Source organism: Escherichia coli, from assembly GCF_036503815.1.
In the GTDB taxonomy this organism is placed as follows: Bacteria; Pseudomonadota; Gammaproteobacteria; order Enterobacterales; family Enterobacteriaceae; genus Escherichia; species Escherichia coli_F.
Map to the genome: position 1 here is coordinate 874,610 of NZ_AP027764.1, position 12,057 is coordinate 886,666.

The following is a 12,057-nucleotide window of genomic DNA, read 5'->3' on the forward strand; positions in this document are numbered from 1 at the left end:
GCCTTAATATCCCTGCTCGAAATAACTTTCGAGAATAATAACCGCAGAGGCAGAGTCGACTTTACCTTTGTTGAGCGCCCGATAGCCGCCCTGTTCGAACAGACCGGAGCGCGCTTCCACGGTGCTAAGACGCTCGTCATGGAGCTTAACTTCAACACCAAAACGGCCATGAATACGATTGGCGAATTTACGCGCCCGGGCAGTCAACGGTTGCTCGGTACCGTCCATATTCAGCGGCAAACCGACGATAATTTCGTCAGGCTGCCACTCTTTCAGTAAACGTTCGATAAGGTTCCAGTCCGGCGTACCGTCCTGCGCTTTAATTGCGGGCAGTGGGCGAGCGGTGCCGGTAATGCGTTGTCCGACCGCTACGCCAATGCTTTTAGTGCCGAAATCGAAGGCGAGTAAGGTTCCACTCATCAGGCATGCCCTGCCACACCAGGCATGGTGAGAATATCCACACCAATCAGTTTTGCCGCATCGCGCCAGCGGTCGGCAATCGGCGTTTTGAACAGAATATTCAGATCTGCCGGGGCCGTTAGCCACGCGTTATCGAGAATTTCTTGTTCCAGTTGACCTTTCTCCCAGGAGGCATAACCCAGCGCCACCAATACGTCAGACGGTTGTTTATCGGTGCCGAGCGTTTCCAGCACATCGCGGGAAGTGGTCATCACCGTGTTGTCTGAAATGCGAATGCTGGAAGCAAAATTGGAGGGCGGAGTATGCAAAATAAACCCGCGATCTTCCGCCAGTGGGCCGCCGAGCATAACCGGTTTATCCAGACGGATTGATTCATCACGCGGCTCCGGCGTGATCTTCAGCTTTTCCAGAATCCCTTCAATTTTGAGATTTTCCAGCGGCTTGTTGACGATGATCCCCATTGCACCATTGGTATTATGTTCGCAAATGTAGACCACGGAACGACGGAAAATCGGATCCTGGAGAGCAGGCATGGCAATAAGAAAGTGATGCTGTAAATTCATTGTCAGAGGTTCTGTTTCCTGGTTCAAAAAAGCAACAGCGCCCAGTATGCGTGGAAAGAAGGGCGCTGTCACTCAGAGTCTCAACGAGATCCTTCTCGCTAAGGTGGGTTACTGCTGCTGTAAACGTGCTTCGATGGCATCCATTAACATTCCGGTGATCGACACCGGAAACTCTGCTTCAATCTCACGAATACAGGTTGGGCTGGTGACGTTAATTTCAGTCAGACGGTCGCCGATGATATCCAGACCAACAAAAATCAGCCCTTTTTCTTTCAGCGTCGGTCCGATCTGACGGGCGATTTTCCAGTCACTCTCCGTTAGCGGACGAGGTTCACCGCGACCACCGGCAGCCAGATTGCCACGGGTTTCGCCCCCCTGCGGAATACGCGCCAGGCAGTACGGCACCGGTTCGCCATCCACCACCAACACGCGTTTGTCGCCATCTTTAATGGCTGGCAGGTAATTTTGCGCCATGCAGTAGCGAGTGCCATGCTCAGTCAGGGTTTCGGCAATCACGCCGAGGTTTGGATCGCCTTCTTTCACGCGGAAAATCGACGCGCCGCCCATACCGTCAAGCGGCTTAAGAATGATGTCGCTGTGTTTCTCCCAGAACGCTTTCAGCTGTGCTTTATTGCGCGTAACCAGCGTTTCTGGCGTTAAGTCAGAGAACCAGGCGGTAAACAGTTTCTCGTTACAGTCGCGCAGGCTCTGCGGCTTGTTAACGATCAGCGTCCCTTTCTCTTCGGCACGTTCCAGAATATAGGTCGCGTAGATAAACTCGGTATCAAACGGCGGGTCTTTACGCATCAGGATCACATCGAGATCGGCCAGCGGCAGATCCTGTTCACCGACGAACGAAAACCACTCTTCGTAGTTCTGCTTCACGTTCAGCGTGCGGGTATGGGCGCGGGCTTCGCCATTGATCAGATACAGATCGCCCATCTCCATATAGTGAAGTTCGTAACCACGACGCTGTGCTTCCAGCAACATAGCGAAACTGGAATCTTTCTTGATGTTGATGTTTGCGATGGGGTCCATCACGATGCCGAGCTTGATCATTATTCTTCTCCGTTAGCCCAAATCGCCAAAACGCACCTGTAGTGCGGTGATGGCGGTGAGCGCAGTTGTCTCTGTACGCAAAACGCGAGGTCCCAACAGGATATCAGTAAATTGATAGCGGGCAGTCATGGCAATTTCATCTGCCGATAAACCGCCTTCCGGGCCAATTAGCAGGCGGACGCGTTCAACCGGTAACGGCAACGTATTGATGCTGTTACTGGCGCGCGGGTGAAGATTCAGTTTCAGTCCTTCATCCTGCTCTGCACACCAGGCTTCCAGATCCATCGCTGGACGGATTTCCGGCACCCGGTTACGACCACACTGCTCACAGGCAGCAATTGCAATCTTCTGCCACTGCTGGAGCTTCTTGTTCAGACGTTCACTATCCAGTTTAACGCCGCAGCGTTCAGAAAAAAGTGGCGTAATGAGGCTTACACCGAGTTCGATCGATTTCTGGATCGTAAATTCCATTTTTTCGCCACGCGACATCACCTGACCGAGGTGAATATGCAGCGGAGATTCACGATCGTCGAGTTGGCCTTCCAGCACTTTCACTTCCACGCTTTTTTTGCTGGCGCTGGTAATTTCGGCGTCAAAGACCTGGTTGCTACCGTCAAACAATTGCAACGCCTGTCCTGGCCCCATGCGCAGTACGCGCCCGATATGGTTGGCGGCATCTTCGCAAAGCGCGATGTGAGAATGGCTGGTCAGTGGTTCAGGATGATAAATGCGGGGGATACGCATAGTTAAAAATCCGCGTCGTCTCCCCACGCGGTTGTACGCGTGGGGTAGGGGTTAACAAAAAGAATCCCGCTAGTGTAGGTTAGCTCTTTCGCGCCTGGCAAGCGCGTTGCACATACGGGTTATGATTGCCCTGCACCTTCGCGATGCGTTCATCGCGCTCGCACTCCCAGTCGGTAACCGGATACATCTTGTTCCATGCGTTAAACAGCTGCGTTTGCTGGCGAGAGAGTGTCAGGTTGTATTGGTCACGCATATAGAAGTAGGTGCGCGCAATGGCACCGCGTGCACGTGCTGGTGGCTCGGCGACTTTTTCTTTGAAATCGACCTTCATAGCGCATTGACCGTACTGGCCTTCGCCGCCATTCCACTGGCTGTACATAAAGTTGCCGCGATCGCCATTCACCTCACCGACTGACGGTTGCAGGTTATGCATATCGCTTTCCATCTTGCGATAAACCGGATCTTTGGCACAGTTTTTACGTCCACCGTCCTGCCAGCACTGGCGCTGGTGACCGAACTGCCAGGCGGGAACAACGTGTTCCCACTCTACGCGGTTGGCGCGGTTTTCATTTTTGCGCACCTGATAGCCGCACGATTGCAGATCGACAACGCCTTTTTTGCCCTGCCAGTCAATTTTACATCCGCAGTAAAACGTACCCGGTGCGTCAGCGTGGATTTTTACCGCCGCGGCTTTCGCCTGAGAAAAACTATTGATACCTTCGGCCAACGTCGGGCCGGAAAATGCTGCGCTCAGTACCACCGCAGCAATAGACAAATAACGGTACATCACTTACTCCGTGTTAAAACGAGCCAGCAACGTAGCGAAAGTTGTTTTGGTATGCAATCAGCCAGATCAGGAAAGTTCCTGATAGTTCAGGTGGTTATTTTGCAATCAGCTGTTCACCGCAATGAACACAGCGATAGACGGCCTCGCCACGAACTACGCGATTATGGCGGCGTACGGTAAGCTGATGTTCCTGGCACTTGCAGTGGTAGGGGAAGGTGTTGCGACGCACGGATTGCAGTTCAAACTGGTGCGTACGACGAGCGGGAACGCCAAGCACGTTTTCCATCATCCACTTCCACTCTTTGCCATGTGGCGCTACGCGGCCGAAATGTTTCCATACCAGCAAATGTGCCAGTTCGTGTGGCACCACTTCTTCAATAAAAGCTTCACTGTTTTCCAACAGCAAAACGGGATTGAGGCGAATTTCATAGCTTTCCAGCCAGGCTGTTCCGGCAGAGGTTCCGCGCTGGGTGTAAGAGAGTTTTGGCTCCGGGTAGTTACGCCCCAGCTTCAGGTTGGCCTGGGCGAGTTTTTCCCGCAGGCGACGCATAACGGCCTGTTGGATGGCGATAGGGAGACGGGATGTTTTCATAGCGGCAGAGGATAGAGCGAAGAAAAGATGACTGCAAGAGGTGGCTTCCTCCGCGACGGGAGGAAGCCAGAGGAGATTAATCGTGAGCGCCGATTTCACGCAGTTTACGACCTTTCATCAGATTACGTTCAATATGTTCCAGCGAAACGTGTTTGGTTTCCGGTACCAGCCACAGTGTCAGCAGAATAAACAGTACGTTCAGAGCCGCATACACCCAGAAGGTGTTGGCGTTACCCAGCGTGTTGAGCATGGTCAGGAACGTTGCGCCAACGATCATGTTGGCAATCCAGTTGGTGGCGGTGGAGCAGGTGATGCCAAAATCGCGGCCTTTCAGCGGCTGAATTTCGGAGCACAGTACCCAAATCAGCGGACCGGCACTCATGGCAAAGCCGACAATAAACATCAACAGCATGGCGATGGCGAAATACTGCGCTGACGGAGAGTGGATACCGATATGCATCATTGTACCGAGTATGCCCATGCCAGCAGCCATCACCAGGAAGCCCAGCGTTAGCGTTGGTTTACGTCCCCAGCGGTCAACAAGGCCGATTGCGATAAAGGTGGCGAGTACGTTGGTGAGACCGACGATCACTGTCCCCCACATTTGCTCGGTGGTGTTGGTATAACCCGCCAGTTCGAAGATTTTCGGCGCGTAATACATGATGACGTTCATCCCGGTGAATTGCTGCATTACCTGCAACAGTACGCCAAGGAACACCGCGCGGCGGAAGTTGCTGTTCTCTTTAAACAGCGCCCAGCCACTCTGTTTAACCTGCAAACTTTCACGGATTTCATCCAGTTCGCGTTTCGCTTCCGCGCTGGTGTCGCGCAGGCGCAGCAGCACGCGCTCGGCATCAACAAAACGGCGTTTGGCGGCAAACCAACGTGGGCTGTCTGGCAGGAAGAAAACACCAATCAGCAGCAAAATTGCCGGGATGATAATCACACCCAGCATCCAGCGCCATGCACCAGTGTAGCTAAAGGCGGTATCAGAAAGATAAGCACCGAGGATCCCGATAGTGATCATCAACTGATACATCGAGATCATACTGCCGCGAATTTTTTCCGGCGCAATTTCAGAGAGATACAGCGGTGCGGTATAAGAGGCCACACCCACCGCCAGCCCCAGCAGAACGCGGGAAAGAATCAGTACTTCAACGTTTGGCGCAGCCGCAGAGAACAGTGAACCGGCAACAAACAGAATTGCGCCGATCATCAGGCTCTTTTTGCGCCCGAGTTTAAAGGAGAGCCAGCCGCTACCCACCGCACCGACTGCCGCACCGAACATCATGGAGCTTACGACCCATTCTTGTGTGTGCGAAGTAATCTGGAATTCATCAGCAATAAACGGCAGTGCGCCAGCAATTACACCGATATCCAGGCCAAAGAGTAATCCCGCCAGAGCGGCAAGGAAGCAGACGAAAAACGTCATTGCCTTGTTTGACCGCCCCTGTTTTTTAGCGTCAGGCATGATGCCCTCCAATATGGTTATTTTTTATTGTGAATTAAGATAGGTGAGTACGACGTAAAAAGATGTGAAGCAAATCACATCAGTGTAATCGCTTACACTAACATTTATCTTAGTTATGATTTAATTGCATGAAAATAATTGAGTTATATCATCATAGATTAAACGCTGTTATCTGCAATTAAGACTTTACTGAAAAGAAATGTAACAGCTGTGAAAACTGAATAATAATATGAAAATATTACAAATATTTGGCTGGTGTAGTGGGTGTAATCGGTTTCAGTCGTGGTGATGATTTGAGGGTAAAACGTGTTCAGAAAGAATGATGTTATTGTGCAGGCGGTTTTTTTGCCGGATGCGGCGTGAACGCCTTATCCACTTACATGTGACAGCGGTTGTGGGCCTGATAAGCGTAGCGCATCAGGCATTTCTCTGGAAAAGAAAAAGGCCAGCGCGAAGCTGGCCTTTGAAAGCAGGTGAAGAAAGATTACTTCAGACCGGCAGCATCGCGCAGCAGCTGCGCTTTGTCGGTTTTTTCCCACGGGAAATGTTCACGACCAAAGTGACCGTATGCTGCGGTTTCTTTGTAGATCGGGTGCAGCAGATCCAGCATCTGAATCAGACCGTATGGACGCAGGTCAAAGAACTCACGTACCAGCAGGGTCAGCTGCTCAGAAGGCACTTTCTCGGTACCGAAAGTTTCCACCATGATGGAGGTCGGTTCAGCCACGCCGATTGCGTAGGAAACCTGAATTTCACAACGATCAGCCAGGCCAGCTGCAACGATGTTTTTCGCGACATAACGTGCTGCGTACGCTGCGGAACGGTCCACTTTTGATGGATCTTTACCAGAGAATGCACCGCCACCGTGACGTGCCATGCCGCCGTAGGTATCAACGATAATTTTACGACCAGTCAGACCGCAGTCACCCATCGGGCCGCCAATAACAAAACGTCCGGTCGGGTTGATGAAGAACTTGGTTGCGGAAGTCAGCCATTCTGCGGGCAGAATCGGCTTGATGATCTCTTCCATTACCGCTTCTTGCAGCGATTTCTGGTCGATCTCTTCAGAGTGCTGGGTGGAAAGTACTACAGCATCGATGCCAACGATTTTGCCGTCGTCATACTGGAAAGTCACCTGGCTTTTCGCGTCCGGGCGCAGCCACGGCAGAGTGCCGTTTTTACGTACTTCAGCCTGACGCTGAACCAGACGGTGTGCATAGGTGATAGGTGCTGGCATCAGCACGTCGGTTTCATTGGTTGCGTAGCCAAACATCAGGCCCTGGTCGCCCGCGCCCTGTTCCAGCGGATCGGCACGGTCGACGCCCTGGTTGATATCAGGGGACTGTTTACCGATAGCGCTCAGGACCGCACAGGAGTTAGCGTCAAAGCCCATGTCGGAATGTACATAGCCAATTTCGCGAACGGTGTTACGGGTGATCTCTTCGATGTCTACCCAGGCGCTGGTGGTGATTTCACCGCCAACTAAAACCATGCCGGTTTTTACGTAGGTTTCGCAAGCAACACGTGCTTTCGGATCCTGTTCGAGGATCGCGTCTAAAACGGCATCAGAGATTTGGTCAGCAATTTTGTCAGGATGCCCTTCAGAGACGGACTCGGACGTAAAAAGGTGTTTTGCCATATTTAATATCACCTAAAGAGAATTTGGTTAGCTCAAACTGTTGTGTGGATTTTCTGTGGTAGCGGATCCTACCACGACTCTGCAGGTTAAAAACACTGGCAGTCTGAGTGTTAATCGGTATGGATGGATTAACATCTGGATGGCTATTTTAGGTCAGTTCTTCACCCAATTTCCACTTTTTTTTGAATCGTGTCTCATTCTGTTAAAAACGTGGCTGGAAATTTTTCCTGACAATGCTGGCATTCTGCGTATTTATCTTTTGCAATTTTCTGCCATTGTGGGGTATAAAACGCGGCGCGCGGCTTAAATAAAAAGCACACGACGTTTCTTTCGTGTTGCCACTTCCAGCCGGGTTGAAATCAGAGTTTTGGCTTGTGGGTTCGTCTTAACAGGCGGCCGTGGAGGTGATACGAAATAATGAACCGTTGTCTGCTGCTTAACCTGTCTCACCGTTCTGGTGAAGATTCGTTCCCCGCACTCTGCATCTCTGCTTTGCATACCTGCCGATGTTATACCCATCTCGGCGCTTCTCAGGATTCAAGAGCTGGTTACAGTTACTGAGGACTGAACAAGGGCGCTCTTGTAAAAACAAGAGTTTTCTCGTGGTTTCGCCGAACTGTCACACTTACGTTCGGTTATGTGTTTAATAATGTTATGAAAAAGAAACCGGTTGCGCAGTCGGAGCGTCAGCATACTTTGCTGGAAAATCCGTGTGCTTATGGGTTGTTATCGCAGTCCCAGGCTGCGATAGTCGTTAACTGTTTTACACTTAATAAAATAATTTGAGGTTCGCTATGTCTGACGACATGTCTATGGGTTTGCCTTCGTCAGCGGGCGAACACGGTGTACTACGCTCCATGCAGGAGGTTGCAATGAGCTCCCAGGAAGCCAGCAAGATGCTGCGTACTTACAATATTGCCTGGTGGGGCAATAACTATTATGACGTTAACGAGCTGGGTCACATTAGCGTGTGCCCGGACCCGGACGTCCCGGAAGCTCGCGTCGATCTCGCGCAGTTAGTGAAAACTCGTGAAGCACAGGGTCAGCGTCTGCCTGCATTGTTCTGTTTCCCACAGATCCTGCAGCACCGTTTGCGTTCCATTAACGCCGCGTTCAAACGTGCGCGGGAATCCTACGGCTATAACGGCGATTACTTCCTCGTTTACCCGATCAAAGTTAACCAGCACCGCCGCGTGATTGAATCCCTGATTCATTCGGGCGAACCGCTGGGCCTGGAAGCCGGTTCCAAAGCTGAGTTGATGGCGGTACTGGCGCATGCTGGCATGACCCGTAGCGTCATCGTCTGCAATGGTTATAAAGACCGCGAATATATCCGCCTGGCATTAATTGGCGAGAAGATGGGCCATAAGGTCTATCTGGTCATTGAGAAGATGTCAGAAATCGCCATTGTGCTGGATGAAGCAGAACGTCTGAATGTCGTTCCTCGTCTGGGCGTGCGCGCGCGTCTGGCGTCTCAAGGTTCTGGCAAATGGCAGTCTTCTGGCGGGGAAAAATCGAAGTTCGGCCTGGCGGCGACTCAGGTACTGCAACTGGTTGAAACCCTGCGTGAAGCCGGACGTCTCGACAGCCTGCAACTGCTGCACTTCCACCTCGGTTCGCAGATGGCGAATATTCGCGATATCGCCACGGGCGTTCGTGAATCCGCGCGTTTCTATGTGGAACTGCACAAGCTGGGCGTCAATATTCAGTGCTTTGATGTCGGCGGCGGTCTGGGTGTGGACTATGAAGGTACTCGTTCGCAGTCCGACTGTTCAGTGAATTACGGCCTCAATGAATACGCCAACAACATCATTTGGGCGATTGGCGATGCGTGTGAAGAAAATGGTCTGCCGCATCCGACAGTAATCACCGAATCAGGTCGTGCGGTGACTGCGCATCACACCGTGCTGGTGTCGAATATCATCGGCGTGGAACGTAACGAATACACGGTGCCGACCGCGCCAGCAGAAGACGCGCCGCGCGCGCTGCAAAGCATGTGGGAAACCTGGCAGGAGATGCACGAACCGGGAACTCGCCGTTCTCTGCGTGAGTGGTTACATGACAGCCAGATGGACTTGCACGATATTCATATCGGCTATTCTTCGGGCACCTACAACCTGCAAGAACGCGCGTGGGCTGAGCAGCTTTATCTGAGCATGTGTCATGAAGTGCAAAAGCAGCTGGATCCGCAAAACCGCGCACATCGCCCGATTATCGACGAATTGCAGGAACGTATGGCGGACAAAATGTACGTCAACTTCTCGCTGTTCCAGTCGATGCCGGACGCATGGGGGATCGACCAGTTGTTCCCGGTTCTGCCGCTGGAAGGGCTGAATCAAGTTCCGGAGCGCCGCGCCGTGCTGCTGGATATTACCTGTGACTCTGACGGTGCCATCGACCACTATATTGATGGTGATGGTATTGCCACAACAATGCCTATGCCGGAGTACGATCCAGAGAATCCGCCGATGCTCGGTTTCTTTATGGTCGGCGCATATCAGGAGATCCTCGGCAACATGCACAACCTGTTTGGTGATACCGAAGCGGTTGATGTGTTCGTCTTCCCTGATGGTAGCGTAGAAGTGGAACTGTCTGACGAAGGCGATACCGTGGCGGACATGCTGCAATATGTACAGCTCGATCCGAAAACGCTGTTAACCCAGTTCCGTGATCAAGTGAAGAAAACCGATCTTGATGCTGAACTGCAACAACAGTTCCTGGAAGAGTTCGAGGCAGGTCTGTACGGTTATACTTATCTTGAAGATGAGTAATTAAGATTATTCCGCTATCGGGTCGATTTATTTATGTAAATCGACCCGCTTTCTTTTTATATATTCTTAAAAATAATTTAGCTGCTTTCCTTATTAAATAATCTCCCTACAATCGCTGCATTAATTAAATGCAGAGGGAACGGTTATGAAAAAATGGAAAGTACGTAGCGCGTTGGTGGCATTAGTCGTGCTGCTGGCCGGTTGTTCCAGTAATGCGCAGTATAATAGCAGTGCATCGGGCAATGTCGGCACCGCCTGGGGTGGGGATGTGCACTCAACGGTTCAGGGCGTATCTGCTGAACGAGCCTGGCGCGATCCGGCAGAGATGATCGTTATTAGTTATTCGACTAATGTTCCTTCCGGCTACGACCGCGTTTATAGCATCCGTATTAACGAACTTGAATATGCTATTCGCGATGGTAATTTTAATTCTCTACCTATTACGCGGATTTATAATTCATCAGGTAAAGAACTACGCTATATAGTCCATGCCAGAGTAGGAATGAATTACCAATTATATGTCCGCAATTACAGTCGTAACACCAACTACGAGATCGTTGCGACAGTTGATGGCCTGGATGTTCTCAATGGTAAACAAGGTTCCCTGAATAACAACGGCTATATTGTGAATGCCGGGGATTCGTTGGCGATTAAAGGATTCCGCAAAGATAAACATACCGAAGCGGCTTTTCAGTTCGCCAACGTTGCTGATTCCTACGCAGCCAATTCGGCGCAAGGCGATGTGCGTAATACCGGTGTAATTGGCTTTGCAGCTTTCGAATTGCAAGGCCCGGCGCAAAACACGCTGCCGCCGTGCTCTGGACAAGCCTTCCCGGCAGATAACAATGGCTATGCGCCGCCACCGTGTCGGAAATAGTAACCTCGCTTGATGCTTCGCCCATTTAAGGCGATAATTAGCACAAAATTGTGTTTCGCAAATCCAACCCTTCCTCGTCGGGCCTAACGACGCGGAAGGGTTTTTTTTATATCGACTTTGTAATAGGAGTCCATCCATGAGCACCTTAGGTCATCAATACGATAACTCACTGGTTTCTAACGCCTTTGGTTTTTTACGCCTGCCGATGAACTTCCAGCCGTACGACAGCGACGCCGACTGGGTAATTACCGGCGTGCCGTTCGATATGGCCACTTCTGGTCGTGCGGGTGGACGCCACGGTCCGGCGGCGATCCGTCAGGTTTCGACGAATCTGGCCTGGGAACACAACCGCTTCCCGTGGAATTTCGACATGCGCGAGCGTCTGAATGTGGTGGACTGTGGCGATCTGGTGTATGCCTTCGGCGATGCTCGTGAGATGAGCGAGAAGCTGCAGGCGCATGCTGAAAAGCTGCTGGCTGCCGGTAAGCGTATGCTCTCCTTCGGTGGTGACCACTTTGTTACCCTGCCGCTGCTGCGTGCTCATGCGAAGCATTTCGGCAAAATGGCGCTGGTACACTTTGACGCCCACACCGATACCTATGCGAACGGTTGTGAATTTGACCACGGCACCATGTTCTATACCGCGCCGAAAGAAGGTCTGATCGACCCGAATCACTCCGTACAGATTGGTATTCGTACCGAGTTTGATAAAGACAACGGCTTTACCGTACTGGACGCCTGCCAGGTGAACGATCGCAGCGTGGATGACGTTATCGCCCAGGTGAAACAGATTGTAGGTGATATGCCAGTTTACCTGACCTTTGATATCGACTGCCTGGATCCTGCTTTCGCGCCGGGCACCGGTACGCCGGTGATTGGCGGCCTGACCTCCGATCGCGCCATTAAACTGGTACGCGGCCTGAAAGATCTCAACATCGTTGGGATGGACGTAGTGGAAGTGGCTCCGGCATACGATCAGTCGGAAATCACCGCTCTGGCAGCAGCGACGCTGGCGCTGGAGATGCTGTATATTCAGGCGGCGAAAAAGGGCGAGTAAGCGCCAGATGCGATGTCGCCCGTAGGCCGGATAAGATGCGTCAGCATCGCATCCGGCATTGCGGACAGGGTAACAAA

At 51.7% G+C, this 12,057-nt stretch carries 14 protein-coding genes; 6 read left to right on the forward strand and 8 right to left on the reverse strand.

Annotated features, from left to right (window positions below):
• Positions 1 to 3: 3 nt before the first annotated feature.
• The 8 genes from ruvX to metK form a co-directional block, all read right to left on the reverse strand.
• Positions 4 to 420 (reverse strand): Holliday junction resolvase RuvX, encoded by a 417-nt coding sequence (gene ruvX, locus AABJ99_RS04220; protein WP_000017111.1) that lies wholly within the window; start codon positions 418 to 420, stop codon positions 4 to 6.
• Positions 420 to 983 carry a YqgE/AlgH family protein gene (gene yqgE / locus AABJ99_RS04225; protein WP_001339287.1) on the reverse strand — a complete coding sequence of 188 codons (564 nt, stop codon included), beginning with the start codon at positions 981 to 983 and terminating at the stop codon, positions 420 to 422. Before yqgE ends, ruvX begins: the two co-directional genes overlap by 1 nt.
• Positions 984 to 1,091: 108 nt before the next feature.
• Positions 1,092 to 2,042: a glutathione synthase gene (gshB, locus tag AABJ99_RS04230; RefSeq protein WP_000593273.1), complete on the reverse strand. Its 951-nt coding sequence runs from the start codon at positions 2,040 to 2,042 to the stop codon at positions 1,092 to 1,094.
• Positions 2,043 to 2,054: 12 nt separating this feature from the next.
• A complete protein-coding gene (rsmE, locus tag AABJ99_RS04235; RefSeq protein WP_001300912.1) occupies positions 2,055 to 2,786 on the reverse strand; it encodes a 16S rRNA (uracil(1498)-N(3))-methyltransferase in 732 nt (243 codons plus the stop codon).
• Positions 2,787 to 2,865: 79 nt separating this feature from the next.
• Complete coding sequence (gene endA / locus AABJ99_RS04240) at positions 2,866 to 3,573, reverse strand: deoxyribonuclease I (RefSeq protein WP_000286512.1); 708 nt, start codon at positions 3,571 to 3,573, stop codon at positions 2,866 to 2,868.
• 94 nt (positions 3,574 to 3,667) lie between these two features.
• The gene (gene yggI, locus AABJ99_RS04245; protein ID WP_115738241.1) at positions 3,668 to 4,165 is read right to left on the reverse strand and encodes a SprT family zinc-dependent metalloprotease; all 498 of its coding nucleotides are present in this window, start codon (positions 4,163 to 4,165) and stop codon (positions 3,668 to 3,670) included.
• Between the two features lie 76 nt (positions 4,166 to 4,241).
• Positions 4,242 to 5,636, reverse strand: a complete 1,395-nt coding sequence (gene galP / locus AABJ99_RS04250; protein ID WP_001352953.1) for a galactose/proton symporter — start codon at positions 5,634 to 5,636, stop codon at positions 4,242 to 4,244.
• A gap of 484 nt (positions 5,637 to 6,120) precedes the next feature.
• The gene (gene metK / locus AABJ99_RS04255; RefSeq protein ID WP_001062128.1) at positions 6,121 to 7,275 is read right to left on the reverse strand and encodes a methionine adenosyltransferase; all 1,155 of its coding nucleotides are present in this window, start codon (positions 7,273 to 7,275) and stop codon (positions 6,121 to 6,123) included.
• A gap of 55 nt (positions 7,276 to 7,330) precedes the next feature.
• Between metK and yqgD the strand changes: the two genes are divergently transcribed.
• The 6 genes from yqgD (at position 7,331) to speB (ending at position 11,980) form a co-directional block, all read left to right on the forward strand.
• Positions 7,331 to 7,582: a protein YqgD gene (gene yqgD / locus AABJ99_RS04260; RefSeq protein ID WP_001305310.1), complete on the forward strand. Its 252-nt coding sequence runs from the start codon at positions 7,331 to 7,333 to the stop codon at positions 7,580 to 7,582.
• A gap of 110 nt (positions 7,583 to 7,692) precedes the next feature.
• A complete protein-coding gene (yqgG, locus tag AABJ99_RS04265; protein ID WP_001297404.1) occupies positions 7,693 to 7,836 on the forward strand; it encodes a protein YqgG in 144 nt (47 codons plus the stop codon).
• A gap of 93 nt (positions 7,837 to 7,929) precedes the next feature.
• Positions 7,930 to 8,061 (forward strand): acid stress response protein YqgB, encoded by a 132-nt coding sequence (gene yqgB, locus AABJ99_RS04270; RefSeq protein ID WP_001360961.1) that lies wholly within the window; start codon positions 7,930 to 7,932, stop codon positions 8,059 to 8,061.
• A gap of 8 nt (positions 8,062 to 8,069) precedes the next feature.
• Positions 8,070 to 10,046: a biosynthetic arginine decarboxylase gene (gene speA / locus AABJ99_RS04275; RefSeq protein WP_001352954.1), complete on the forward strand. Its 1,977-nt coding sequence runs from the start codon at positions 8,070 to 8,072 to the stop codon at positions 10,044 to 10,046.
• Positions 10,047 to 10,191: 145 nt separating this feature from the next.
• Complete coding sequence (locus tag AABJ99_RS04280) at positions 10,192 to 10,923, forward strand: hypothetical protein (protein ID WP_039021548.1); 732 nt, start codon at positions 10,192 to 10,194, stop codon at positions 10,921 to 10,923.
• A gap of 136 nt (positions 10,924 to 11,059) precedes the next feature.
• On the forward strand, positions 11,060 to 11,980 hold the full coding sequence (gene speB / locus AABJ99_RS04285; RefSeq protein WP_000105566.1) for an agmatinase: 921 nt from the start codon (positions 11,060 to 11,062) through the stop codon (positions 11,978 to 11,980).
• Positions 11,981 to 12,057: the final 77 nt, after the last annotated feature.

Coding starts and splice junctions, on each gene's coding strand:
- yggI (WP_115738241.1), bottom strand. CDS start 4,165: ATGAAAACATCCCGTCTCCCTATCGCCATCCAACAGGCCGTTATGCGT.
- endA (WP_000286512.1), bottom strand. CDS start 3,573: ATGTACCGTTATTTGTCTATTGCTGCGGTGGTACTGAGCGCAGCATTT.
- yqgE (WP_001339287.1), bottom strand. CDS start 983: ATGAATTTACAGCATCACTTTCTTATTGCCATGCCTGCTCTCCAGGAT.
- AABJ99_RS04280 (WP_039021548.1), top strand. CDS start 10,192: ATGAAAAAATGGAAAGTACGTAGCGCGTTGGTGGCATTAGTCGTGCTG.
- ruvX (WP_000017111.1), bottom strand. CDS start 420: ATGAGTGGAACCTTACTCGCCTTCGATTTCGGCACTAAAAGCATTGGC.
- yqgG (WP_001297404.1), top strand. CDS start 7,693: ATGAACCGTTGTCTGCTGCTTAACCTGTCTCACCGTTCTGGTGAAGAT.
- rsmE (WP_001300912.1), bottom strand. CDS start 2,786: ATGCGTATCCCCCGCATTTATCATCCTGAACCACTGACCAGCCATTCT.
- yqgB (WP_001360961.1), top strand. CDS start 7,930: ATGAAAAAGAAACCGGTTGCGCAGTCGGAGCGTCAGCATACTTTGCTG.
- galP (WP_001352953.1), bottom strand. CDS start 5,636: ATGCCTGACGCTAAAAAACAGGGGCGGTCAAACAAGGCAATGACGTTT.
- speA (WP_001352954.1), top strand. CDS start 8,070: ATGTCTGACGACATGTCTATGGGTTTGCCTTCGTCAGCGGGCGAACAC.
- gshB (WP_000593273.1), bottom strand. CDS start 2,042: ATGATCAAGCTCGGCATCGTGATGGACCCCATCGCAAACATCAACATC.
- metK (WP_001062128.1), bottom strand. CDS start 7,275: ATGGCAAAACACCTTTTTACGTCCGAGTCCGTCTCTGAAGGGCATCCT.
- speB (WP_000105566.1), top strand. CDS start 11,060: ATGAGCACCTTAGGTCATCAATACGATAACTCACTGGTTTCTAACGCC.